A 23,200-nucleotide genomic window follows, 5' to 3' on the forward strand; every position below is an offset into this window, starting at 1 on the left:
CGCTACACTCCGTTCGTATCGAGTATCATCACTAGAAACATAATCATCAGGTAATTAACGGAAAACAGAAAGTCCATTTTCGCCCACTTCTCCGTATCCTTCGCAACGAGTCCCGATATAGCGTGGATAAGCCATGCGCCTACGATGACGACCGACAGCACGAGATAATAAATGCCGACGTAATCGTACGTATACAGCAGGATCGAAGCGACCAGCAGAAGCAGAATATAAGGAATCATCTGCCACTTGGTGCGAAGAATGCCCTTCACGACCGGAAGCACGGGGAAGCCGGCAGCCCGGTATTCCTCCACGCGGCGAATCGTCAGCGACCAGAAGTGCGGAGGCTGCCAGAGGAACAAGAGCGCGAACAGAATCCAGGCGCCCGCGTCGACTTGGCCGGTTACCGCGCAGTATCCGATCACGGGCGGCATCGCGCCGGAAATTCCGCCGATCGACGTACTCCAGGTGGAGGTGCGCTTCAGCCAGATCGTATAAACGACGCCGTAAACGAACATGCCAAGCAGTCCCAGCCAGCCGCAGAGCGGATTGACCAGGAGAAACAGCGTTGCGATCCCGAGCGCGCCCAGACCGATCGAATAGCCCAGAACGAAGCCTGGGGATAGTCGTCCTTGCGGGAGCGCGCGATCGCTCGTGCGGGACATCTTGGTATCGAAGTCCCGGTCCCAATAGTTGTTGAAGACGCAAGCCGCGGCCATCGTCAGCGTCGTGCCGATCAGCATCCAGATCAGGTCCAGCCAAAAGTCCCAACTCTGGACTTGCCACCTTGATGCGACCCAGAACCCGCCAAATGCCGCGACGAGGTTAAGACGAATGATGCGCGGCTTGGTCAGGGCCACAAGATCTTTGAACACGATGAGCCTCCTTCAAACATAAAAAGCCGCGAACGGCCGAAACGTTTATCTATTTCCTTCTATTAGATGATAACCAAATCTGCACACCTTGACAATGTTCGCGCGGGGCTGTTCATCAAATCGCCACCTGCGCGCCATCCCCTTGACATTCGACCGCCTTCAAAGCGTCAAAAAGCCGTGTCGCCGTCTGTCACACTTTGCCCATGGGCGCAATACATTGTATGGAGACATTCGCCCAGGCGACCGGGCAGGCGAGGTTCGCCGTGGAACGCTGCGGTTCAGACACACAGATTGATTCTACGTCCCGCTCCAGTCCGATTGCCCACTCGTTTATTAACCCGCGCCTAGGCGCCCCCAATTAAAGGAGGATCTCCCTTGTACAATCGCATGGCTTGGCCCCAAGGAAACATCCCGCAAATGCCGATGAACGCAACGACCGCCGTCCCCATGAATATGGGCGCGATGCCCGGAATGCCTTCCGGTATGGCAGCCGTTCCGAACGGCGCGATGCCGACGAACATGATGCCGATGAACATGACGCCGCCGGCCGCGCTGCCGGTCACCACGTTCCTCCCGACCTCCGGCCGCGAGGAATCCTACGTCGAGAATATCCTGCGCATGAACCTCGGCAAAGTGGCTACGCTTTACATGACCTACGAGAACAACAGCGAATGGAACGCGAAAATCTTCAAGGGCGTTCTTGAGGCTGCCGGCCGCGATCACATCATCATCAGCGACCCTGCTACAGGAATGCGGTACCTGCTGCTCACGCTGAACCTCGATTACATCACGTTCGACGAACCGCTTAACTATAATTTGCCCTTCGGCACGGCAAGCAATCCGGTTGCCCGCCGCTAATCGGCCGTTACAAAAGCAACCGGCGCGAAGTTCCATATCCTCAGACCTTCGCGTCCGCCTTTTACCCAGGCCTCCATCTCCGACCAGGAACGCCCTTCGAGGCGTTCTTTTTTCATTTCGGACGCTTCCCGCTCGTCTGCGGGCCGGCGCAGTTCCACAAATACGCCGGGCTGCTCCCGGTTTTCCGCCAGCTCCGCTCCTTCCCATTTCGACGGCGCTTCGCGCGCCCAAGCCAGGAAACGGTCCCTGTGCGCTTCCGGAATACTGTATTCGCAAAACAGAATCAAGGACATCCGACATCTCTCCCCTCATATTTCAATCGTGCGGCGCCCATACTAAACCGATGCCGCGTCAAGCGGCTAATTTGCCGGCAAAGGAGATCATGGTCATGGATTCCGGGACGCATCTCGTTTTTGGGCTCGGACTGGGCGGGCTCGCCCTGATCGATCCCGTCGTCGCCTCCGAGCCGTACGGCCCCGTCGCGGTGCTGATCGGCACGATCGCGGGCTCACAAGCCCCAGATTTCGACACCGTGCTGCGTTTTAAGAGCAATGCCGATTATATCAAAAACCACCGGGGCATGTCCCACTCTTTTCCCGCCATCGCCGGATGGACCGTGCTGATCACGCTTGCGCTCTCCCTCATTTTCCGCAGTGTGTCGTGGTGGCATATCGGGCTGTGGGTGCTGCTCGCCGTCATGATCCATGTGTTGAGCGACCTGTTCAATTCCTACGGCACCCAGGCGTTCCGGCCCGTGACGCGCAAATGGATCGCTTGGAATATCATCCATATTTTCGACCCGTTCATCTTCGGCGCGCATCTGGTCGCCATTTTGCTCTGGCTGACCGGTTGGGCGAGACCTACCGTCGTATTCCCCGTGTTGTATGGCTTGCTGGCCATTTATTATGCCTGGCGAAGCGTCGCGCATCGGCGTCTGTCGGGACGTATCCCTGCATTGGACCCCGAACGGCGCGAAGGCGACCAATACACGCTCCTGCCTACGCTGAATTTGCATCGCTGGAATCTGGTACGGCAATCTACGGACTGCACGTTCGCCATCGGCGAATGGGACAAAGGCGCCGTGCACTGGATCGATCATACGAAGTGCGACATTCACCCGGCAGTCGAAGCATCCAAAAAGAACAAGGACGTGCAGGCCCTGCTGAATGTCACGCCATTCCCATGCGCGCAAGTCCGGGAGCAGCCGTGGGGCTACGAAGTACGCTGGATCGATATCCGTTATCGCCACCGCAAGCAGTATCCTTTTGTCGCGACGGTTATGATGGATGCTTCCTATAAGGTCTTTCAATCCTATGTCGGTTGGCTGAGCGACGATCGCCTGGAGAAGCGGCTTCGCATGAATGCTTATTGACCAAAAAGAATGAAGCGCTGGGTTCCGCGATCAGACGGCTGCAAGCCGTCTTTTTTATGTTTTCGCCCGCTTTTTTTGCCTGCAACGGTTGACCTCGGCGTCGCTTAAGCGCACAATAAAAGCCCGAGGGGTTGCCTCGGGCTTTCGGTGAGCTAACGGATGTTAGCGGCTGCCACCGGAAAGTTGTTGCTCGGCCATTTGGACCAGCTTCTTGGTGATGTAGCCGCCAAGGGAGCCTGCGTCGCGGGAAGTGACGTTGCCGTAGTAGCCGTCAGCCGGAATTTGAACGCCCAGGGATTGAGCGGCTTCCGTCTTCATGCTTTGCAGCGCAGCCTTTGCTTGAGGGACCAGAACTTGATTACGGGAACCGGAGCTATTGCTTGCCATGATTGATATTTCTCCCTTCGCCCTGCTTAGATTGGTGTTGGTTGCAAGCTTGCGTTGTTATTATGCTATGCTTGAAGAAAACTATACTCGGAGGTGAACACATTTTGAACAAACCTTTGGGACTCCTGTTTGCGGTCGTCTCGATGCTGCTATTGCTGGGTACGGCGATATCGATCGATTACAACGGTTGGCTCGCGTCTGGCCTGGCCGTGCTGGCGTTCGGCTTCATTGGCTGGGGCTTCACGCTGAAGGCGAAGATCGCAAGACGACAGGAAATTCAGCAACGTTGATCGCAAAAAAAAGCCTGCAAGCCTCCTTCGAGGGCATTGCAGGCCTTTTTGTATTATTTGAGCGGCGGCAGGAAACCCATCGCTTCCTTTACCTCGGACAGCGTCTTCGCGGCGACAGCGCTCGCCTTCTCCGCACCCTGCCGAAGAATGCGGTGAATCTCGCCGGAGGACCGGATCTCGGCATAACGGCGCTGCAGCGGCTCAAGCACGCCGACGACCTGTTCCGCGAGATCTTTTTTAAAGTCCCCGTAGCCTCTGCCCTCGTACCGGCTTTGAATGTCTTCGATTGACTCTCCCGAGCAGTTCGCGTATATGCTGAGGAGATTGCTGATCTCCGGCTTATTTTGCGGATCGTAGACGACCTCGCGGCCGAGGTCGGTTTTCGAGCGCGAGAGCTTTTTCCGGATCACGTCCGGCGGATCGAGCAGCGCGATGTAGCTGCCCGCATTCGGATTGCTCTTGCTCATTTTTTTGGAGGCGTCGTCGAGCGACATGATGCGTGCGCCCACCTTCGGAATAAACGGCTCCGGCACGACCAGCGTCTCGCCAAAGCGGTGATTGAAACGTCCCGCCAGATCGCGCGTCAGCTCCAAATGCTGCTTCTGATCGTCCCCGACCGGCACCAGATCCGCTTTGTAGAGCAGAATGTCAGCGCTCATGAGAGGCGGATACACGAACAATCCTGCGCCGACCGCCTCTTTGCCCGCCGATTTGTCCTTGAATTGCGTCATCCGCTCCAGCTCGCCCATGTAGGAGAGCGTCGTCATCATCCATCCCAGTTCGGCATGCTCGTGCACGTGGGATTGGGCAAAAATTGCAGCTTTCTCCGGATCGATGCCGGCCGCCAGGTAAAGCGCCGCTACCGATTCGGTATTTTCGCGCAGCGCTGCCGGTTCTTGCGGCACGGTAATCGCGTGCAAATCCACAATCATAAAGTAGCTGTCGCATTCATGCTGCAATGACACATAATTTTTCATGGCGCCGATGTAGTTGCCCAGCGTCAGCTGTCCGCTCGGCTGTATGCCCGAGAGGACGCGTTTCTTACCGTTTGCTTCGCTCATTGTCCATTGCTCCTTCGCTTCGTTAAGATACGGGGCTTGCCCTGCAAGCGCGCGTTGAACGCAAAAAGACCTCTTCGTCAAAGGGACGAAGAAGTCGTGGTGCCACCCTTAATTCGCTCGCGTCGATCGCAGCCGCCAATAGAAGACAGTGCGCCGGGCGTGAGCCTTTGGTTCCGGTAACGGGGAACGGACGGACTGGATGGGAAGCCTTGCACGTCAAGCCGGGCATGCAGCCTGAAGGCGCAAAGATTCGTTTCCCAGTCGGCTCCGAGATCCATTCGGCCTTGGAGGAACGCCGGTTCGCAGCAGCCACCGGCTCTCTGAAGTTCCTTGCCACGCTTACTTATTCTCATCAACGCCTCGTATGTTATCGTTCATTATACGCGAGGCGCGATAGATGTCAACCGTCCTGGGCGCTTGTTAAGATCGACGGTGACGGCCGTCGGAGCAGCTTGTCAATTTGCGGTTCTGGAACGGGACAAGACGCGCATATTTGTAATCGTTGACGCCGGCGCGGCTCTCCGGCCTCGCGGGGCGATGGCCCGCGCGCGTCCGAACGGAGAGGAGCGTGCATAGCCATGACCTTAACCGCACTACGAGGCGCGACTTGGGCGGCAGCCGCAGGATGCTTATATGTCGTCTGGAAGCTGAACCCGAATTGGCCGTCCGTATTTTTTCGTTCCTTCTTCTCCGTCCTGCTCGACGCCTTTCCTTTTCTGCTGCTCGGGGCGCTGGTCTCCGCGGCACTCGAAACTTTCGTCAGCGACAAGCTCGTCCGCGCCGTCGCGCCCAAAAGCCGCACGGGCGGCGTCCTGTTCGGCAGCTTGCTCGGCCTTGCGCTCCCGCTGTGCGAATGCGGCATGATCCCCGTCGCCCGCCGCCTGATCCGCAAAGGATTGCCCGCCTATATCGGCATCGTCTACATCATCGCCGGACCGGTCGTCAATCCGATCGTCTTCATGTCCACCGTCGCCGCCTTCAAAGGCGATCCGTCAATGGCGTTCGCCCGCCTGCTGCTCGCCCTGGCCGTCGCGCTCGCCGCCGGCACGGCCCTGCTGCTCTTCCTGCGGCGCAGCCCGCTTAAGGAGGACGACAGCCTTGGCGGCTGCTCGCACGAGCACGAGCACGGGCATGGGCACGGGCATGGGCACGGGCATGGGCATGGGCATGGGGTGCGTGAAGGAGCGAGTTTTCTGACGCGTATTACCGGTGCCTTTTCATCCATTTTCTCGCACGCCATGATTGATCTTCGCGATATGGGCAAGTATCTACTGATCGGAGCCGCACTGACGGCGCTTGTTCAAACCGTGCTGCGAGCGCAAACGATAGAAGCAGCGGCGGGCCATAACTGGATGTCCCATATTTTCCTGATGGGCTTCGCTTTCCTGCTCTCTCTTTGCTCTACATCCGACGCCTTCGTGGCAGCGCCTCTTGACGGTCTTTTCCATCCCGGCGCAATATTGGCCTTCCTCGTCTTCGGGCCGATGATCGATCTCAAAGGGTTGACCGTCATGCTGTCCGTCTTCCGAAAAGGATTCGTGATCCGTTTTGCGCTGCTCGTCTTTGCGCTCGTACTGGTCGGTTCGGTTGCTGCGGAACGGCTGCAGTGGTTAAACTGAAAGCACGCAAAGAAGAGGCAAGCGCCGCGGCGCTTGCCTCCTTCTATTCGCGAATCTCCCCGCTTAAAGCTCGCCGGATCGATCTTTTTTTCCCATTTTTTTATGATTCACATGAAATAAAACATTTGCCATATTATAGTTAGATTCAAACGTTACACTTAAGTATAGTTTGCCTTGCTTGATTACAAAATCATATGTAACTTCGCCATGCGTCCAGCTCTTCTTTCGCTTGATCGACTCCACCGCCGCCTTCCGCAGCTCGCCGATCGAGTCATCAGTCAGCCCTTCCGGCTTGGCATCTCCCGTTGCCCGGCGTTCCGCCAGATCGACAGGCAGATGACGAATGCCGAATTTACCTACCGTATCATTGCGCACTTGCAAAACGATCGTGCCGGCCGTCATGCCCTTCAGTTCGCCTTCCATCTGCCGAATCGCCATCTCCACTTGCCTCGCGAGCGGGACTTCAAACTCATAAACCATAATTCTCCTCCTCTTATATGGGATATACAAACCATTGTCGCCATGTATTCCCTGCGACTTAAGCATCATTATAGGCAAATATATGAAGTATTTCAACAAAAAATTTAGAATATTCGACTAAATCATGCATTTTTTTATTTTTTTTGAGATGTTGTAACAATTTTTCTTCACAATGGAAGATGGTTGAGGCCAGTAATTACGCTCGCCCATCCCCCTGCACTACGGCAGGCGATTTGCCCTTTAGAGCCCGCCGAGCGCCCATCCCCTGCACTACGACAGGCGTTGCGCCCTCTCATGCCCGCCGAATGCGCCTACTAAAACGAAAATTCCCGAAAACGCAAAGAACCGCACACTCAATGTGTGCGGTTCTTCCGCTACCTTTACCGAGCCTTATCGGCATCATTCGTAATGACGGCGATGCTCGCCGTCCATTTAACGCGTATATCTCTAATATACCACACGCGGCTACCTATTGCCGCGACCATTGCCGCGACGGCTCAACGCGCGCACAGCGCTTCAAACGCCTCGACGTCAGCCGTCGCGCGGCGAACGGCAGCCTGCCAGAACGCCGGCTTGTCGAGCTCGACGCCCAGATGGCGCCGGCCGAGCTCCTCGACCGTCATCAGGCCCGTATCCCGCAGCAGCCGGTCGTAGCGCTCGTGGAAGCTCGAACCTTCGGCTTCCGCCACGGCGGCGATACCGGTGCTGAACAGGTATCCGAACGTATACGGGAAATTGTAAAACGGCACGTCGGTCGCATAAAAGTGCAGCTTGGCCGCCCAGAAGTGCGGATGCCAGGACGACAGCGCGTCCCCGAACGCTTCCTTCTGCGCCGCCACCATCAGTTCGTTGAGCGCATCAACGTCGAGCATCCCGCTCTTGCGCGCTTCGTAAAATCGCGTCTCGAACAGGAACCGCGCTCTGATGTTGTTGCAGAACGCCGAAGCCCGCTGCAGCCGCTCGTCCAGCAGCGACAACCGCTCCGCGTCGCTGCCGGCCGCCCGCAGCAGCGCGTCGCTGACGAGCCCTTCGGCGAACGTGGACGCCGTCTCGGCGACGTTCATCGCGTAGTTGCGTCCGAACTGCGGTAAGCCGTCCACGCATACGTCGTGATAAGCATGACCCAGCTCATGAGCCAGCGTCGAGACGTTGTCAGGCGTTCCCGAATAGGTCATGAAAATACGCGTTTCCCCCGTCAATGGGAAGTCCGTACAGAAGCCGCCCGGCCGCTTGCCCGCCCGGTCCTCGGCTTCGATCCAGCGCCCGCTGAACGCACGCTCGGCAAGCTTGGCCTGCGCAGGGGAGAAGCTGCCGAAGGCATCCTTGATCAGCGCCGCGGCTTCGTCGTAGCCGATCGCTCCGCCTTCCGCGCCCACCGGCGCCGACACGTCGTGCCAGTCGAGCCTTTCCTTGCCAAGCAGACTGGCTTTGGCCGCCATATAGCGCTTGAGCGGCTCCATCCCGCTCGAGACGCCCTCCCACATCGCATCGAGCGTATCCCGGCTCATCCGGTTGATCAGCAGCGGCTCTTTGAGCGGATCCTGCCAGCCTCGCGCCTGATACAGCTTGAGTCGGAATCCGGCAAGCCGGTTTAGGGAATCCGCTGCCAGATCCGCCTGTCCGGCCCAAGCCGCCTCCCACTTGGCGCCCATCTCATCCCGCACCTGTTGGCTGGGATGCGACAGCTTGTTGGAGGCCTGCCCTGCGGACAACGTCTTGACCGCGCCATCTTCCTCCCATGGAATCGCGATTCGACTGACGATGGTCTGGTAGTTCTCGCCCCAGCCGTGGTAGCCGTCGACGGCCAATTCGCCGGCGAGCGCCTCGAGCGCGGGCGGCAGCTTTTCCTTGACGAAATCCCGGCGTTCGCGGATCACGAAGGCGATCTCGGATACGGCCTCGGAGGCGATCCAAGCCTCGAGTCGTTCCTCCGGCACCAGAGCCAGTGCCGCATCGTACAGATCGAGCGCCTGGCCTAGCTTGGCGGACAAAGTCTGGAGCTTCTCCGTCCAGGCGGTCGCCTTGCGGTCCTCCATATTTTGAGCCGACAGACAGCCTACATAGGAAAATGCCTCTCGCAGCCGGGCCATCAGGTCTTGAAGCCTGTTCGTCCAGTCGTTCAACGATTCTTCCTTCGCAGCCTCGCCTTCACCGACGGATTGAAGCTCCGCTAGCAGCGCGCCCGTTTCCTTGTCGAGCGCCTCGGAGAACGCAGCAAATTCCGGGGATTCGGAACCCCCGGAGAAAATTTTGTCCAGATCCCAAATTTGGGAGTAGCTGTCCGTCATATTCGATCCCGTCCTCTCTTGCGTTGCCGGCGATCCGCGTACCGTTAGCCTCCGGCACCCGGACATTGTCAGCCCGTCCCAACTATTGTATCGTTAATGGACACGGTTTTGCCAGAGAGGAGAGGAGAAGAGCATGATTCCATTTCGCAACAGTCTGCCTTACGACATCCAGATGAACGAGGTGTACGCCTCCGAATGCCCGTTCTGCGGCCAATCCCACGTACGACTGCCGCTGAAGCCCGAGGAGCTTGATCAGCTGCGCGGCGGCCTCATGAAGCGTACGATCGTAATGCCCTGCTGCCGGTCGAGACTTCAGCTCGTAGACGCCGACAGCGACTACCTGCTTGCGAACAAGCCGCTTCGCGCTTGATTCGCCTTCAGCTCCCGATCCGCTGCATTTCTTCCGGCAGCTCGGCGCCTCTGCCCGACATCTCTTCGCGGACAGCTTGCCATCCTTCTCGCGAGGCGCGTATCATCGCCGAATCCAGGATGCTCTTGTCGTGGATGACCCGGCTGAACCATCTGACCGCCTCGTGAAAATGACCGAGCCTCCGATTCAGCTCGCCGATCAGGTACAGCAGCCGGGCGTTGTTCATCAGCTCGCGCTCGGACTGATAGGTCTTGATATAGGCTTCAAGCGCGTACTGCAGGAATCTTCGCTCTTGCTCCCCATTGCCCTCGTAGCGGTACAGCCAAACGATATGATGCAAAATGCCCGCAACGACGCGATCCTTTTCCTTGATGGTCTGTCCCGTCAGCAACGCGAGCTTGTAGCATGCCAGCGCGTCTGCCGCGCTGCGCTCCCCGCCGTAATCGTGCATCTTCCAATGCTTGCCGATGCGCTCGAGATAAGCGCTCCGCTGCCAGTCCACAAGGCGCTGGCTTGAATTTTCCGTCGAGGCGTACCCACAGTACGGGCATACGCGGACGACATAATAATCGGGATTCACCGATTTGAAATAAGAACAAAAGTCCGTATCCGAACGAATTGCGCGCTTCAGGCTCGGTCTTACCCTGGAGGTCATGAATTCGGCTTCGCAGCATACGCATGCAACCTTGGTCTGGTACAGGGGGTCCATCCCAATCCCTCCATGTGGGACGCGTCCCGGCGAACGCGCGAGACGGTCAGTTACTCTTCGGTGTTCACAAAATGATGCGCCGGACCAGACAGCCGGTCGAGCACGAAGGCCTTGAGTTCCTCGGACAGCTCCGTCTCGTCGAGCGAGCGCCGCATGCAGTCCAGCCAAGCCTCGGCTCTCGCCGGCGTAATCGGAAACGGCAGATGCCTTCCCCGCATCATCGGATGTCCATAGGCGTCGGAATATAAAGCAGGTCCCCCGAAAAACTGCGTAAGAAACATGTACTGCTTGTCCATGACAGGCGTGATGTCTTCCGGAAATAGCGGTGCGAGCAACGGATGCTGCAGCACCTTCGGGTAAAATCCTTCGACCATCTTGCGGACGGTAGCCGCTCCGCCAATCGCTTCATACACGCTTCCGTAGTTCATAGGTTGCAATCTCCTCCCGATTCATTTGCAGGTATCGGGACTTACTTCCTGAGGTCCCTTAATTATACCACAAAGATTTAAGACTTCTATCCTAATTTTGCTGTTTTTGCACAAAACAAAAATCGCCCTCGGCGGGCGATCGAATGAAGTAAGATAACCGGTGACCCGGGAGTTAAATCTCTTCCTCGGGACCGCTGAGCGACTCCCGAATGACATACACGAAAGCGCACATGAGGAGCCCAGCGACGATTCCTGCCATGTTCATCACTCCCTGAAGCAATCTCGAAAGCTTGGTTCTATTGTACCACACGAATGTAACAGCTACATTACTTTTTTGCAATCGCTTACATAAAAAATTGCGTCTCATCTCAAGTCTGCTGGCGGGGACGCGGTGCGGTGTAATTTTATCTAGGGAGGCAGCACGCAGCTTACCTAAAGAGACCTCCCCTGGAATGGAGAGGTCTCTACCGTTTCTCAGACGGACGGATTTTTCAGCGCTTGCAGCACCTGGCGTAAATAATTCCACGTCCGCTCGACAGAGGAAATGCGGAACCGCTCGTCTGGCGTATGGATGTCGTAAAGGTCCGGCCCGTACGATACGGCATCCAGGTCGGGGATCCTGTCTGCGAGAATGCCGCATTCGATGCCGGCGTGCACCGCCTTTACCTCCATCGGCGTTCCGTGCTCGCGCGCATAAACGTCCAGAAAAACGTCGCGGAGCGGGGATGTCATCCGATAAGGCCAGCCAGGGTAGTAATCGCCCGCCTCGAAGCCGCAGCCGATCACGCGGGCGAGCGCCTCCATCCTTTTCATGGCCGCGTCGAGCTCCGACCTAAGCGAGCTTCGCAACAGACTCTCGAATCTCACGCCTTCGGCAGTCAATTTCACAGTACCGACGTTGGTTGACGTGCGCGGCAGCCCCGGAATCGCCTTGTCCATCCGGAGAACGCCGTTCGGGATGAGCAGCAGCGAATCGACGAGCATGCTTTTCGACGCTTCGGAAAAGATCTGCGCTGCACCGTCCGCTTCAGCCGTACCGGAATCGTCCGCTTCGAGGGAGACGCTCACGCCCGGGTCGGAGACCGCATACTCCGATCTAAAATGCGCCTCCCATTCCCGTACAGTCGCTTCGGCTTCCGCCCATTGCGCCGGCGGCACGTACAAGGACGCTTCGGCCTCCCGCGGAATCGCATTGGATGCCAACCCGCCCCGCACGTCCGCGATGGCGTAGGGCAGCCGCTTGCGCAAGGCGTCGAGTACCCGACCGAGCAGCTCGCAGGCGTTGGCGCGCTCGTGGACGATATCGTCGCCCGAATGGCCGCCTACGAGTCCGCATACGCGCAGGCGCCCGGCGCGACCCGCCCCGTTAGCCTCCGTCCACGCGACGGGCACCGTGTGGTAAGCCCGCGCGCCGCCGGCGCTGCTGACATAGAGAATGCCTTCTCTGTCGGAATCCAGGTTAATCAACATTCGGCCGTGCAGTAAAGCTGTATCCAGTTTTCTTGCGCCCTTCATCGACGTCTCTTCCTCTGTTGTCAGCACGATCTCGAGCGCAGGATGCGCTGCGCTGCGATCGTCCAGAAGCGCCATTGCGAAAGCGACGCCAAGGCCGTTGTCCCCGCCCAAAGTCGTGCCTTCAGCCGACATGAAGTCGCCGTCCACCCGCAGCCGGATCGGATCGTTTAGGAAGTCGTGGTCGACACCCTCGTTTTTTTCTCCGACCATGTCCAGATGCCCCTGCACGATGACCGGCGGCGCTTGCTCGTAACCTTGCGTTGCAGGCTTGCGGATAACCAGATTCCAGGAAGCGTCCTGCACGGCTTCAAACCCGCGCGCCTTTGCGAATGCTGCTACATAGTCGCTCGCAGCCTGCTCATGGCCGGAGCTCCGCGGTATGGCGGACAACGCCTCGAAGTAGGGTATAACGGGACATTCGCCCCTATAAAGCTTGGATTGGACGTTCTCGCCGCTCAATCGTTCCGCCTCCTCGCTCTCGATTCGTTATCGGAAAATGCCGGCGCGGCAAGCCGCGTCGATAGGCTCACGCTTGCAATATATAGCAGTCGCTCCCATTAAGCAACCTCGGCCCGGAGAAACGCATTTGCGCCGTCCCTGAAATTTTCCCGGCGAGCTGCGCATATACTCGGACAAGAGGGTAGCTTGGTCGAGGGAAGGAAGTGCGCTCGTGTCCGACTTCATCTTGTCGCGAAAAGGCAGTGCCGGCTTCGTACGGAGAGGACTGCGGCTGGCAGCCGTTACCGGGGTGGGCGCCTGCGTTCTGCTCATCGGACTGCTCGTGCTGCTCATGCCCGGCGTCGCGCTCGAAGCTTCGCTCAAAGGCCTGTCCGTTTGGTGGGAAGTTTTATTTCCTGCTTTGTTTCCCTTCTTTGTGCTGTCCGAGGTGCTGCTCGGCTTCGGCATCGTCCATCTGGCCGCCACGCTGCTCGATCCGCTGATGCGGCCTCTGTTCCGCATTCCGGGGGCCGGCGGCTTCGTGCTGGCGCTGAGCTTCGGAGCCGGCTACCCGATCGGGGCTCGCCTGACCTCCCAGCTCATGGAACAAAACCTGCTCAGTCGCGGCGAGGGCGAGCGATTGGTCGCAATGACGACGACCAGCGACCCGATTTTTCTTATCGGCGCGGTCTGCCTTGGATTTTTCGGACGGCTCGACATTGTGCCGGTGCTGGCCGCAGCGCATTACGGCGGCGCCATGCTGCTCGGACTGCTGCTGCGATGGCGCAAGGACGAGCCGGAGCCGGAGCCGAAGCTGGAGGAAAGATCGCGGAAGACCATGGAGAGGCCTTCATCCGCAGCAGGCGACCGGCTCCAAGATTCAAGGCTCGGACTTGGCAGAATCAAGCACGCGATCCTGGCGATGCACCAGGCGCGAATGGCAGACGGCCGGCCTTTCGGCATTGTGCTCAACCATGCCGTAAAGTCCTCGCTCGCCCTCATGATCGTCGTCGGCGGACTGGTCGTCTGCTTTTCGGCTACGCTCCAATTGCTTCTGCACAGCGGGCTGCTGCTTCCGCTTAAGCACGCCATCGTGCTGGCGCTCCAGCTCTTCGGCCTCGAGCCCGGCCTCGCCGGCGCCTTCGTGCAGGGCACGTTTGAGGTAACGCTGGGCAACGCAGCGGCAGCGGCCGGCGCGGGGCCGGCCGGCATCCCTGCCGCCTTGATCGACCGCGTGGCAGCGGCCGCGTTCGTCCTGTCGTGGGCCGGCCTGTCCGTACATGCGCAGGTCGCCGGACTGATGGGACGAACCGGCTGGCGGTACGGCCCGTTCGCGCGTTCGCGGCTGCTCCACGCAGGGCTGAGCGTCGCGCTCGTGTATGTGCTCTGGCCCTGGCTTTACGCGGGCTGAGCGCCGGGCGGCATTGTCTTAAGCGCGGATATTGTTTATCATTTATGTCAGACAACGATTGAGCGCTTAAGCTGGGAAGGAGCATTTCATTGAAATATGCGCTGCTCGACCGGGGCGATTCGCTGTCCCGCGAACTTGCGGAGACGTTCCACAAGCTTGCGCGCGAACGCGGGCTGACGTCCAACCCCGGCAATCCCGATCTGATCGTCTCGATCGGAGGCGACGGCACGCTGCTGCAGGCCTTCCATTCCTTCGCTAACCACATCGAGGACGTGGCCTTCGTCGGCGTGCACACAGGCCATCTTGGATTTTATGCCGATTGGAAAAAAAACGAGCTCGAGGAGCTGGTCACGCTGATCGCTTCCACCGAGCCGCAGAAGGTCAGCTATCCGCTGCTTAACATTCAGGTCGTCACGGATACGGAGATCAAGTCGTATCTCGCCCTGAACGAATTCACGCTCAAACGGCCCGGCGGCACGTTGGTCGCCCAGCTTAACATTAACGACGAGCCCTTCGAGATGTTCCGCGGAGACGGCATCGTCGTATCCACGCCTTCGGGCAGTACAGGCTACAACAAGAGCGTGCACGGCGCCATCCTCCACCCGTCGCTCGAAGCGCTGCAGATCGCGGAGCTGGCGTCCATCAACAACCGGATTTACCGTACGCTCGGATCTTCCGTGATCCTCCCGAAGCATCATCATTGCGACATCGTGACCGACCCGTCAGACGACCTCTCGCTGCTCGTCGACCATCTGACCTTGCGGTTTCAAGGCGTCCGTTCGATTATTTGCAGGGTCGCCGAGGAGAAAATCCACTTTGCCCGCTATCGGCCGCATCCGTTCTGGAACAGGGTCCGCAACGCGTTTATCGGATCGCCCAAGGAGATTTTGAGCCAGAATTTCCCGCGCAAGAAGTTCAGCAGCCTGGACGAAAACGAGAACGAGCAAGAAAACAGTTAAGTCCGTCATACGTAAAACTGCCTGCAGCATAGCCCGTCGCATCTCTGTCGCATCCAGGTGCGGCGGCGGAAGCGGCGCAGAGTCGCCAGCCCGCGTCGCGCTTTTGCCACAATGCCTGCAAATATGCATCTTTTTTTGCCGATTTCAACTCATTGGCACAGAAAAGATGCAAAAAGGCAGGTATTTTCCTGCATCGGTCGAATTTCCGGCATGTGCTTTGAATTTACCTGCATATTTGCAGGCTTTTCATCGAAATGCGTTTGGTTTGTCATAAAAACATGTATAATCGCAGGCTTTTCGAATCGCCAAGCATCCGAATAGCTCCGCCAGGCTGTAAGCGCGCTTACTCTTCCAGAATTCGCCGCCGTCCGACGAGTCAGGAAGGAAGCACCGATAGGCCCGATATTGCGCACTTCATCGAACACGAAAAGACCGGCAGCGCGGCCTTAGTCAGCCGCACTGCCGGTCTTGCTTTGCAAAGCTTATTCGCCCGTCGGCGCGCCCCGATCGGGTCTGCCCCCGCCGTCGGCACGCGGTGCGCCGCTCGATCGGGAAGCGCCGCCACTCGGCCGCTCGCTACGCTGTCCGTGCTCCGGCCGCTGGCCATGATCGGTCCGATCGCCCCGCTGACCGTGCTCGGGCCGTTGGCCCCCGTCATACCGCGGCTTGCCGGAAGGCTGGCTTTGCTGCTGCCCGGCGCCGGAGGAATACCTCGACTGCGAATTCCCGCCGCCCGGCAGCGGTCCTCCCGGCTGCCCGCCGCCTTGCGGTCCGCGGCGCCGGTTCTTGTTCTGCCACTTGCCCGGCGCGCCGCCGCTGCGATTCCCGCCGTCCGGCGCACCGCCGGATTTATGGCCACCGCCGCGATAACCGCCGCCGCCATCGGCGCCGGACGTCGTCGCGCGATCGCCGCCGTCCCTCGGATGCTGACGTTGCTCCTGCTTGTTGTAGCCGCCGCCCTGGGTTCTCCGCTCGTACCCTCCGCTGCTTGAACCGCCGCGGTAACCGCCGCCGCCCGGCTTGCGGTCCCGGCTATCGCCGCCGCGATCCTGGCGTGCGCCGTCGAAGGGACTACCGCGCCCGTACATCTCGTCGCGCGAGCTTGCTGCCGCGGTCTGCGCCGCGGCTGCCCGCCGCTCCGCACCTTCGGACACGGCGCGAGCGACCGCGGACGGGCTCGTGCCCGGCACCCTGCCTCCCGGGCGTTCCTTGAGCGGCCAGCGCATGAGCAGGCCGCCGGTCGGCAGCGAGATCGCGGCTGCCGGCGCCTGAGCGGCCGGCTCGCCCTCTTGGCCGTCTTCCCCGTCGCCGTCGGTCTGCTCGGCTGCAGGCGTGCCGGTCGGCAGCTCCTCCAGCCGGACGCCCGCGCCTTCGGGCACGGCGGCAGGATCGAGCTTTTCGATTACGAAGTAAGCGCAGCCGAAATTGCAATACTCGTGTATATATTCATACAGATGTGAAATGACCGATTCCTTGGGCGCCTTGGGCTGCGGATCACGAAAAAAACCGCGCAGCCGCAGCTGGCTGTAACCCCAGTCGCCCACGATATAATCGTATCGCTCCAGCACCTCGCTGAATCTTTCCCGGAACGCTTCGGGATTCCATCCGTTCTTGTGGTCGTGAACAACGGAATAAGCGTTGTTCCCGGTCAGATAGATCACGCAAGGCTCTCCTTCCGTCTCCCGTGCACCGGCCTTCGTCGGCCGCGCGCGAATAAGGTAATCATAGCCGTCGGTGCGTTAGCTGCAACCGCCTGCCGCTGCCGGCACGGTCTCTGCGGTTGCTTGAACGGCGGACGAGGACGCCGTGGCGGCCGCGGACTTCACCTGCGAATGCGCATGATAGGAGCTGCGCACAAGCGGCGCGGACTCCACGTGGGAGAAGCCGCGCGCCAAACCCTCGACCTTGAGCTGCTTGAACTCGTCGGGATGGACATAGCGTGCGATCGCCATATGCGCCGGGCTCGGCTGAAGATACTGTCCGAGCGTCAGAATGTCTACGTCGTTCGCCCGCAAATCGTCCATGGCCAGCAGCACTTCTTCATAAGTCTCGCCTACGCCCAGCATAATGCTGGACTTTGTCGGAATCTTCGGCGCCAGCTCCTTGGCTCTGCGCAGCAGCTCGAGCGAGCGCGGATATTTGGCCTTCGCGCGCACGCGGTTGGACATCCGCGCCACCGTCTCGATGTTGTGGTTAAGAATATCAGGCTTGGCGTCCATGACGATGCGCAGCGACTCGAGATCCCCCTGGAAGTCGGGGATGAGCACCTCGACACTGCAAAGCGGCAGCTTGCGCCGGATCGCCTTGATCGTGGCCGCGAAGATCGATGCTCCGCCGTCCTTGAGGTCGTCCCGCGCTACCGAGGTGACGACGCAGTGCTGCAGGTTCATCTGCTCGGCGGCTTCGGCCACCCGCTCCGGCTCCTGCAAGTCGAGCTCCGTAGGCAGCCCCGTCTTCACCGCGCAGAAGCGGCACGCTCTCGTGCAAATATCGCCAAGTATCATAAAGGTTGCCGTGCGGTTCGCCCAGCATTCGTATATATTGGGACACCGTGCTTCTTCGCAGACCGTGTGGAGGGTCTTGGTCCTCATCATCTGCTTGATTTCCTGGTAGTTGTCGCCGGTCGTCAGCTTAATGCGCAGCCAGTCGGGCTTGGGCGTCTTTTCGCCGTTCTTCATGCCATTCCCCCGCTTTCTGTCCTTTATTATAGCATGATTCACATAAAAACCAACGTTCTGCAAAGGCTACGGATACTTGGGAAAGGGGAGTCGATGCGAGGTGGCATCATGTTAGAACGGCTAAGACGGCAGGCGAGCCGCCTGCGGCATCTGCTGCTGGCGGCGGCAGCGGCCTCCGCCCTGGGCTTTGCGTTGACTTCGCAAGCGTACGGACAGGAACCCGGCGCCGAGAACAAGGCACGGCGCGAGCTGTACGACCAGGTCTCAGCGATTACGGGATTGACCTGGCAAAAGGTGGCGGCCGTCGATCAATACGAGCGCTCAATGACTCGGCTTAGGCCCAAGGAGCGCCCGCTAGACGAGCGGTCGGTCAGCGGCGCTTATGTCTCGCCCGAACGGTGGGCCGGCGCACTCAATCCGAAGCAAGAGGATCTGTCTCCGCTCTCGATTGCCTTTTTTGGCGGCATCGGACGCGACGGATCCGGCGACGGGAAGGCCGACAGGAATAACGACGTGGATCGGCTTTATACGGTCGTCCGGCAGACCATGCTGCAGGGGCCGGGCGCCGACAATATGGCGATCGGGCTGTGGGAGTATTATCAGAGCTCTAGAGCCGTGCAAAGAGTCCAGCAATTCGACAAGCTCTACTCGTCGTTTCATACGCTGAACCTGTCCAAGCACGTATTCCCGTTGCCGCTGAGCAGCGTCTATTCATACCGCAGCACCTGGGGCAACAGGCGCGGTTGGGGGGGCGCGAGACTTCATGAAGGAACCGACATTTTTGCCAGCCAGGGCGTGCCCGTGCGCAGCACCTGTTATGGCGTGGTGGAGGTCAAGGGCTGGAACAAATTCGGGGGATGGCGCATTGGAATCAGGGATATCGATAACCTGTACCATTACTACGCGCACCTGTCGGGATTCGATAAGAGCATCAGAACCGGGGACGTCGTCGAGCCCGGCCGCGTAATAGGGTGGGTCGGCAGCTCGGGCTACGGGAGGCCGGGCACGCAGGGCAAATTCCCGCCGCATCTGCACTACGGCGTTTACAGAGACCGCGGATTGGTAGAGTGGGCGTTCGACCCGTATCCGATGCTGCACAGCTGGGAGCGATCCGAGCGCAAGGCGCTTCAAAACCACGGCGGGGGCGGCGGCGGGTAGCGCCAAAGAAGCAAAAGTTGCGCTCATCGGCGCCTTCCCGAGCGACTATGCGGCTGCGGTAATGCCTATTTGCACTTATCGGCTCAGCCTGAAGCGTGACCACCGCGGCGTTAAGTCCCATTTGCGCTCATCGGCACGAGTTACGCGGTTATTCCGCACAGCTGCGCTCTCACCATATTTTTTATTCTTTAACGCAATCCCGGTCAATCTCGACAGCTCAGCATCCTGCCACACCCTAATTTCCCGCATATCCGCAAAAAAAACGGCGCCCCTATGCGCCGTTTTTGCTTATGCAACTCGCGAGGAGTTCAACCATAAAATGCGGCCCCCCCTACGTCGCACCACTTCTGTTACGCCCGCTCCTGCAAAAAGCGCTCGATCTCTTCCTTCGCCGGAATCGAGCTTTGCGCGCCGTGCCGCGTGACGGAGATCGCCGCCGCGGCCGCCGCGAAGCGCAGCGCCTCCGCCAGCGCCAGGCCAGCCGCCGTCGCCGCCGCGTAGGCGCCGATAAAGGTATCGCCTGCCGCGGTCGTGTCCGCCGGCTCGACCTTGAATGCCGGCACGCGCAGCGCCTCGCCGCCCCGATCGAGCGCGAGCGCGCCTTTGCCGCCCAGCGTCACGATGACCCGCCCGACGCCTTCGGCCTGCAGCGCGCGCGCCGCTCGCTCAGCGTCTTCCAGGCCGTTCACCGGCAAGCCGCTCACAACTTCCGCCTCGGTCTCGTTCACCACCATCGTGTCGATGAGCGGAAGCGCCTCGGCAGGAATTTTCGCAGCGGGTGCCGGATTGTAGCAAGCCTTGATCCCCAGCTGCGCGCACAGCTTCAGCGCATGCAGATTGACCTCGGGCGGAATCTCGTTCTGCAGCAGCGCGATCTCTACGCCTGCCAGCGCGTTGCTTGAGACGTCCGTCTCCGTCAGCTTGCCATTGCTGCCCGCGGACAATACGATCGTATTCTCTCCGCTCTCGGACACTGTGATGAACGCGAGCCCGGACGAGCCTTCCTTCACGGATACGTTTGCCGTGTCCACGCTGCGCGACCGCAGCGAATCGGTCAGCACGCTGCCGAAGGCATCGTCGCCGACGGCGCCGATCATGACTGCCCCGTCTCCCGCCAATGCGGCGGCAACGGCCTGGTTCGCGCCCTTGCCTCCCGGCTGGTACGCGGTTCCGCGGCCGTGAATCGTCTCGCCCGGCTGCGGGAATTGCTCGACTTGATTGACGATATCCATATTAATGCTGCCAATGACTGCGATCTTGCTCAAGGCTTCAACCTCCGGCGTAATCAGTGTATGCTTGTCATTTTCCCGGACGTCCGCCCGTTTGTCAATTCGCTTTCATTGCGGCAACACCCCATCAGGGCAAATGCAGGCCGCGCGCAAAAAGACCGTTCCGCTGTCGTATCGCACGACCCGGATCGGTCCCCTTTGTGCCAGACGAGGCGTCGGTCCCGCTCTAGCCGACCTTAAAGGCGATGCCGCCTTCGTCGCGGTCGATCGTAAGCGTACCGTGCTCGATGAACCAGACGTCCTTGCTTTCCATATAAAAATGAAGACCGTCCGCATCCGCTTCTGCGGCAGGATCCACCGGATCGTCCAGCATGATGCCGAAGCCGTAGGGCTCGCTGCCTCCGCTGATATAACGGACATAGACGCGAACCTTGTCTCCCCGTCTGTATTCCCATTCCTCAAGGAAGCAAGCCGCCGCGGCCTTCGATATGCGAAGCTCCATGTCGCCGTCCTCCATTCTCGCTCGATGCTAGCTGCCTGTATTATAGCAGTCCGGCTTCGGAGGGAACAACCCGGTCTCAGGGACTTGCCGCAGCCGCCGGCTCCGGCAAGCTCAGCACCGGCGCCTGCGAAGCGCCGCTGCCGACCGGATTGCCGCTGCCGTCGTAGTAGTACAGCGGCGTATCCCCCGCCACCATCACATAAGAGAGCGGAATGTCGGTCTCGATCCTGTTCGGCTCCCGGTCGAACGGAATGACGATCGCGATCTCGGTCGCGACGTGGATATACACTTCGACGAGGACATTATTGATGCCCGCGCTCGTCTGGCGGGTCCGCACCTCCGCCTGCACGGTGCTGATCGGATGCAGCCTGACCGCTACGCTCGGACCGAGCGACGACAGGAACGGACTGTCGACGGCATGGCCGAGCGGGATCCGCTCGTGCAGCGCCTCCTGCTCCTTCAATGCGTTCTCGACGACGGCGATCGTCTGCGCGGTAATCCGCATTTGTTCCTTGTAATCGATCTCGATGCCGGCCGTCTTCCCGTCCGCGTTCGTTTTCCACTGCACCATCTTGCTGCCGTCCGCGCCTGCCGCGATGTTCTCGGTAATGGCGGCGTTGATCGCCTGGACGGCCATTTCGGTAATCCTCTGTTTGGCGAGGAACATGAGCGGCTCCCTCAGATAGCGGTCCAGGTACAAAAAGGATTGAACGGCGGCGAAAAGCGCGATCGCGAGCAGCGCGACAAAAAAGTATTTGCGCGGAAGGCGCGGCGTACCTCTCGTGCGGCTGCCGGACATACGAGTCCGAACAGAATACGTTCGGGTCGCCATGGCCGGCTTGCTCTTGGCGGGACGGGCGACGAAGCCTCTGCTTCTGCCGAAGCCGGATGACGTCCTCGGCCGGAAGGACGCGCTTCTCGCGCTTCTCGCGCTCCTCCAGCCCCTTGCGGCGGGCAATCTCAGGCTCCAGCTTTTGCCGGCCAGCGGCCAGCGTCCCCATTTTCTGCGCATCCGGGACTTCACATCCCTTCCCTAAGCATGCCGAATTCAGGACGAACTCTCTTCATGCTTATGTCGGGAAGGCACAAAATAGATCGGCTTGCCTTATCTTCCGGCCAGCGCCGCCGCTTGTTCTCGGATTCGGAGGTATACCTGGTAGCTCCGCTCCGCACAAGCGGAGATCGAGATTGGGTCGAACCCGGTCAGGTCCGCATAAAACGTATCGTTCAGCGGCTCGATCCACGATGCGGGCAAGGCCGAGGCGCCAAGGCTGGCTCCCAGTATCGAACCGACCGTCGCGCCGTTGCAATCCGTATCCCAGCCGCCGAGCACCGCAGTCGTGATTCCTTTTTCAAAGTCGCCGCCCGAATGGATGAGCGCCGCCGCCACCAGGGCCGCGTTGTTGTTCGTATGGACCGCGTCGTAGTGTTTGAACGCCTCCCAGATGCGGCTGACGAGATCTAGCTGATCCTTCGCATCCTTCGCGATGTCCATCGCCTGCGCAATGTCGCGCGCAAGCCGAGAAGTGCTTGGGATCTCGCGCAAACCCGCTTCGACGATACGCTCCGGATCGGTCTCCGTGAAGGCGGCTGCGATCATCGCGGCCACGAACATCTCCCCGTAGATGCCGTTCTTTACGTGGGAAAAGGAAGCGTCCCGCCAAGCCAGCTCGGCCGCCAGCTCTGGATTGCCCGCAGCGCCGTAAGCGAACCCGTCCGCGCGGATTTGCGCGCCGATCCATTCGCGATACGGATTCAGGTGCGTGCGCACCCACTCCTGCTTGACCGCCCAATCCGCCGGCTTGTCCCGCTTCATATGGGATGTCACCTGCGCAAAGTTCAAATAAGCCTGCGTCTCCGCCGTGCATACCTGCTGGTAGGTCAACCTGTTATGCCAGAGCTTGCCGATATCCCAGGCATCCCAATCCAGTCCCTTCTCCTCCAGCATGAGCAGGCCGAGCACCGTGTACCTGACATCGTCGTCGCTTTCCATGAAGCGGATCTGCTCGCGCGTACTTTTCATACACCAGTCAGAAATGACGATGTGTTCGGATTCGGCCCGCGACCGCTGCGGCGTATAGCCGGTGATCGGCCAGGCATCGGCCCCCTCGAACCAGAGCTGCACGTTGCGCCAGCCCGGGTTGCCGTTCGAGCCGCCCATCATCGGCCATGCCTCCAGCGGCTTGCCGAGCGCGCAGCCGCTCAGCCTGCCCGACCATGCGCCGAGAAACTTGTCGCGCCAAGCCGCTTCGCTCAGCTCGGGGACGCTGCCGCCCCCGCTGCGGCTCGCATCGGGACGCAGCGCACGGATGCCCGCCAGATCGGACGGCTCGACAAATGGAAATTCCGGGCTCGGCTCGAGCGCGCTTAACTCCCGGTATAGCGCCATCAGCTTCTCGTCGTCCTCACCGCACTTCGCCAGCCGGCTCTCGAACCCGTCTACGATACAGCCTTCCTCGCCCCTTTGAATGATTTCCCTGCGCATGAGCTCGCTCAATTTTTCCCATCCAGCCATTGTTCGCGCACCCCTTTGGTATCGGTGATTTTTCTATCCTCACCTTAACCCGAACGGATGG

General features: G+C 59.8%; 23 protein-coding genes. 8 read left to right on the top strand and 15 right to left on the bottom strand.

Annotation, left to right across the window (positions count from 1 at the left end):
- Positions 1 to 2: 2 nt before the first annotated feature.
- Complete coding sequence (gene cyoE / locus ACFSR7_RS03845; RefSeq protein WP_378159217.1) at positions 3 to 872, bottom strand: heme o synthase; 870 nt, start codon at positions 870 to 872, stop codon at positions 3 to 5.
- 375 nt (positions 873 to 1,247) lie between these two features.
- Between cyoE and gerQ the strand changes: the two genes are divergently transcribed.
- On the top strand, positions 1,248 to 1,730 hold the full coding sequence (gene gerQ / locus ACFSR7_RS03850; protein WP_378159218.1) for a spore coat protein GerQ: 483 nt from the start codon (positions 1,248 to 1,250) through the stop codon (positions 1,728 to 1,730).
- On the opposite strand, the gene ACFSR7_RS03855 is transcribed toward gerQ, so the two are convergent.
- Complete coding sequence (locus ACFSR7_RS03855; RefSeq protein WP_378159219.1) at positions 1,727 to 2,023, bottom strand: hypothetical protein; 297 nt, start codon at positions 2,021 to 2,023, stop codon at positions 1,727 to 1,729. The genes gerQ and ACFSR7_RS03855 overlap by 4 nt on opposite strands.
- A gap of 95 nt (positions 2,024 to 2,118) precedes the next feature.
- Here ACFSR7_RS03855 and ACFSR7_RS03860 point away from each other — a divergent pair, with 95 nt between their 5' ends.
- Entirely contained in the window at positions 2,119 to 3,102 is a 984-nt protein-coding gene (locus tag ACFSR7_RS03860) for a metal-dependent hydrolase (protein ID WP_378159220.1), read from the top strand.
- Positions 3,103 to 3,264: 162 nt separating this feature from the next.
- Here ACFSR7_RS03860 and ACFSR7_RS03865 read toward each other — a convergent pair whose 3' ends face one another.
- On the bottom strand, positions 3,265 to 3,489 hold the full coding sequence (locus tag ACFSR7_RS03865) for an alpha/beta-type small acid-soluble spore protein (RefSeq protein WP_277539477.1): 225 nt from the start codon (positions 3,487 to 3,489) through the stop codon (positions 3,265 to 3,267).
- Between the two features lie 104 nt (positions 3,490 to 3,593).
- On the opposite strand from ACFSR7_RS03865, the gene ACFSR7_RS03870 reads away from it, so the two are divergent.
- A complete protein-coding gene (locus ACFSR7_RS03870) occupies positions 3,594 to 3,779 on the top strand; it encodes a hypothetical protein (protein WP_378159221.1) in 186 nt (61 codons plus the stop codon).
- Positions 3,780 to 3,832: 53 nt separating this feature from the next.
- On the opposite strand, the gene trpS is transcribed toward ACFSR7_RS03870, so the two are convergent.
- Positions 3,833 to 4,840, bottom strand: a complete 1,008-nt coding sequence (trpS, locus tag ACFSR7_RS03875; RefSeq protein WP_378159222.1) for a tryptophan--tRNA ligase — start codon at positions 4,838 to 4,840, stop codon at positions 3,833 to 3,835.
- A gap of 578 nt (positions 4,841 to 5,418) precedes the next feature.
- On the opposite strand from trpS, the gene ACFSR7_RS03880 reads away from it, so the two are divergent.
- Positions 5,419 to 6,459, top strand: coding sequence for a permease (locus tag ACFSR7_RS03880; RefSeq protein ID WP_378159223.1), 1,041 nt, complete (start codon positions 5,419 to 5,421; stop codon positions 6,457 to 6,459).
- A gap of 63 nt (positions 6,460 to 6,522) precedes the next feature.
- Here ACFSR7_RS03880 and ACFSR7_RS03885 read toward each other — a convergent pair whose 3' ends face one another.
- Both ACFSR7_RS03885 and ACFSR7_RS03890 read right to left on the bottom strand, forming a co-directional pair.
- Positions 6,523 to 6,939 carry an O-methyltransferase gene (locus ACFSR7_RS03885; protein WP_378159224.1) on the bottom strand — a complete coding sequence of 139 codons (417 nt, stop codon included), beginning with the start codon at positions 6,937 to 6,939 and terminating at the stop codon, positions 6,523 to 6,525.
- Between the two features lie 497 nt (positions 6,940 to 7,436).
- The gene (locus ACFSR7_RS03890; protein WP_378159225.1) at positions 7,437 to 9,227 is read right to left on the bottom strand and encodes a M3 family oligoendopeptidase; all 1,791 of its coding nucleotides are present in this window, start codon (positions 9,225 to 9,227) and stop codon (positions 7,437 to 7,439) included.
- Positions 9,228 to 9,360: 133 nt separating this feature from the next.
- On the opposite strand from ACFSR7_RS03890, the gene ACFSR7_RS03895 reads away from it, so the two are divergent.
- The gene (locus ACFSR7_RS03895; RefSeq protein ID WP_378159226.1) at positions 9,361 to 9,597 is read left to right on the top strand and encodes a hypothetical protein; all 237 of its coding nucleotides are present in this window, start codon (positions 9,361 to 9,363) and stop codon (positions 9,595 to 9,597) included.
- Between the two features lie 7 nt (positions 9,598 to 9,604).
- On the opposite strand, the gene ACFSR7_RS03900 is transcribed toward ACFSR7_RS03895, so the two are convergent.
- The 3 genes from ACFSR7_RS03900 to ACFSR7_RS03910 form a co-directional block, all read right to left on the bottom strand.
- Positions 9,605 to 10,306, bottom strand: a complete 702-nt coding sequence (locus ACFSR7_RS03900; protein WP_378159227.1) for a DUF2225 domain-containing protein — start codon at positions 10,304 to 10,306, stop codon at positions 9,605 to 9,607.
- Between the two features lie 50 nt (positions 10,307 to 10,356).
- Entirely contained in the window at positions 10,357 to 10,734 is a 378-nt protein-coding gene (locus ACFSR7_RS03905) for a globin domain-containing protein (RefSeq protein ID WP_378159228.1), read from the bottom strand.
- A gap of 474 nt (positions 10,735 to 11,208) precedes the next feature.
- Entirely contained in the window at positions 11,209 to 12,708 is a 1,500-nt protein-coding gene (locus ACFSR7_RS03910; RefSeq protein ID WP_378159229.1) for an aminoacyl-histidine dipeptidase, read from the bottom strand.
- A gap of 211 nt (positions 12,709 to 12,919) precedes the next feature.
- Here ACFSR7_RS03910 and ACFSR7_RS03915 point away from each other — a divergent pair, with 211 nt between their 5' ends.
- Positions 12,920 to 14,098: a nucleoside recognition domain-containing protein gene (locus ACFSR7_RS03915; protein ID WP_378159230.1), complete on the top strand. Its 1,179-nt coding sequence runs from the start codon at positions 12,920 to 12,922 to the stop codon at positions 14,096 to 14,098.
- An 89-nt stretch (positions 14,099 to 14,187) separates the two neighbouring features.
- Positions 14,188 to 15,057 (top strand): NAD kinase, encoded by an 870-nt coding sequence (locus ACFSR7_RS03920; protein WP_378159231.1) that lies wholly within the window; start codon positions 14,188 to 14,190, stop codon positions 15,055 to 15,057.
- 482 nt (positions 15,058 to 15,539) lie between these two features.
- Here the strand turns inward: ACFSR7_RS03920 and ACFSR7_RS03925 are convergent, their stop codons facing one another.
- Positions 15,540 to 16,718 (bottom strand): YutD-like domain-containing protein, encoded by a 1,179-nt coding sequence (locus ACFSR7_RS03925; RefSeq protein WP_378159232.1) that lies wholly within the window; start codon positions 16,716 to 16,718, stop codon positions 15,540 to 15,542.
- A gap of 78 nt (positions 16,719 to 16,796) precedes the next feature.
- On the bottom strand, positions 16,797 to 17,735 hold the full coding sequence (lipA, locus tag ACFSR7_RS03930; RefSeq protein ID WP_378159233.1) for a lipoyl synthase: 939 nt from the start codon (positions 17,733 to 17,735) through the stop codon (positions 16,797 to 16,799).
- A gap of 108 nt (positions 17,736 to 17,843) precedes the next feature.
- Between lipA and ACFSR7_RS03935 the strand changes: the two genes are divergently transcribed.
- Positions 17,844 to 18,893, top strand: coding sequence for a M23 family metallopeptidase (locus ACFSR7_RS03935; RefSeq protein ID WP_378159234.1), 1,050 nt, complete (start codon positions 17,844 to 17,846; stop codon positions 18,891 to 18,893).
- 350 nt (positions 18,894 to 19,243) lie between these two features.
- Here ACFSR7_RS03935 and rbsK read toward each other — a convergent pair whose 3' ends face one another.
- The 4 genes from rbsK to ACFSR7_RS03955 form a co-directional block, all read right to left on the bottom strand.
- Positions 19,244 to 20,158: a ribokinase gene (gene rbsK / locus ACFSR7_RS03940; protein ID WP_378159235.1), complete on the bottom strand. Its 915-nt coding sequence runs from the start codon at positions 20,156 to 20,158 to the stop codon at positions 19,244 to 19,246.
- 190 nt (positions 20,159 to 20,348) lie between these two features.
- Complete coding sequence (locus ACFSR7_RS03945) at positions 20,349 to 20,624, bottom strand: Fe-S cluster assembly protein HesB (protein WP_277564527.1); 276 nt, start codon at positions 20,622 to 20,624, stop codon at positions 20,349 to 20,351.
- Positions 20,625 to 20,700: 76 nt separating this feature from the next.
- Entirely contained in the window at positions 20,701 to 21,636 is a 936-nt protein-coding gene (gene yunB, locus ACFSR7_RS03950) for a sporulation protein YunB (RefSeq protein ID WP_378159236.1), read from the bottom strand.
- Between the two features lie 93 nt (positions 21,637 to 21,729).
- Positions 21,730 to 23,139 (bottom strand): ADP-ribosylglycohydrolase family protein, encoded by a 1,410-nt coding sequence (locus ACFSR7_RS03955; protein ID WP_378159237.1) that lies wholly within the window; start codon positions 23,137 to 23,139, stop codon positions 21,730 to 21,732.
- Between the last annotated feature and the right edge of the window lie 61 nt (positions 23,140 to 23,200).

Origin of the sequence: Cohnella sp. GCM10020058, from assembly GCF_042683485.1 — a bacterium.
In the GTDB taxonomy this organism is placed as follows: Bacteria; Bacillota; Bacilli; order Paenibacillales; family Paenibacillaceae; genus Cohnella.

Coding starts and splice junctions, on each gene's coding strand:
- ACFSR7_RS03855 (WP_378159219.1), bottom strand. CDS start 2,023: ATGTCCTTGATTCTGTTTTGCGAATACAGTATTCCGGAAGCGCACAGG.
- ACFSR7_RS03860 (WP_378159220.1), top strand. CDS start 2,119: ATGGATTCCGGGACGCATCTCGTTTTTGGGCTCGGACTGGGCGGGCTC.
- ACFSR7_RS03865 (WP_277539477.1), bottom strand. CDS start 3,489: ATGGCAAGCAATAGCTCCGGTTCCCGTAATCAAGTTCTGGTCCCTCAA.
- trpS (WP_378159222.1), bottom strand. CDS start 4,840: ATGAGCGAAGCAAACGGTAAGAAACGCGTCCTCTCGGGCATACAGCCG.
- ACFSR7_RS03880 (WP_378159223.1), top strand. CDS start 5,419: ATGACCTTAACCGCACTACGAGGCGCGACTTGGGCGGCAGCCGCAGGA.
- ACFSR7_RS03885 (WP_378159224.1), bottom strand. CDS start 6,939: ATGGTTTATGAGTTTGAAGTCCCGCTCGCGAGGCAAGTGGAGATGGCG.
- ACFSR7_RS03890 (WP_378159225.1), bottom strand. CDS start 9,227: ATGACGGACAGCTACTCCCAAATTTGGGATCTGGACAAAATTTTCTCC.
- ACFSR7_RS03895 (WP_378159226.1), top strand. CDS start 9,361: ATGATTCCATTTCGCAACAGTCTGCCTTACGACATCCAGATGAACGAG.
- ACFSR7_RS03900 (WP_378159227.1), bottom strand. CDS start 10,306: ATGGACCCCCTGTACCAGACCAAGGTTGCATGCGTATGCTGCGAAGCC.
- ACFSR7_RS03905 (WP_378159228.1), bottom strand. CDS start 10,734: ATGAACTACGGAAGCGTGTATGAAGCGATTGGCGGAGCGGCTACCGTC.
- lipA (WP_378159233.1), bottom strand. CDS start 17,735: ATGAAGAACGGCGAAAAGACGCCCAAGCCCGACTGGCTGCGCATTAAG.
- ACFSR7_RS03935 (WP_378159234.1), top strand. CDS start 17,844: ATGTTAGAACGGCTAAGACGGCAGGCGAGCCGCCTGCGGCATCTGCTG.
- ACFSR7_RS03945 (WP_277564527.1), bottom strand. CDS start 20,624: ATGGAGCTTCGCATATCGAAGGCCGCGGCGGCTTGCTTCCTTGAGGAA.
- yunB (WP_378159236.1), bottom strand. CDS start 21,636: ATGCGCAGAAAATGGGGACGCTGGCCGCTGGCCGGCAAAAGCTGGAGC.
- ACFSR7_RS03955 (WP_378159237.1), bottom strand. CDS start 23,139: ATGGCTGGATGGGAAAAATTGAGCGAGCTCATGCGCAGGGAAATCATT.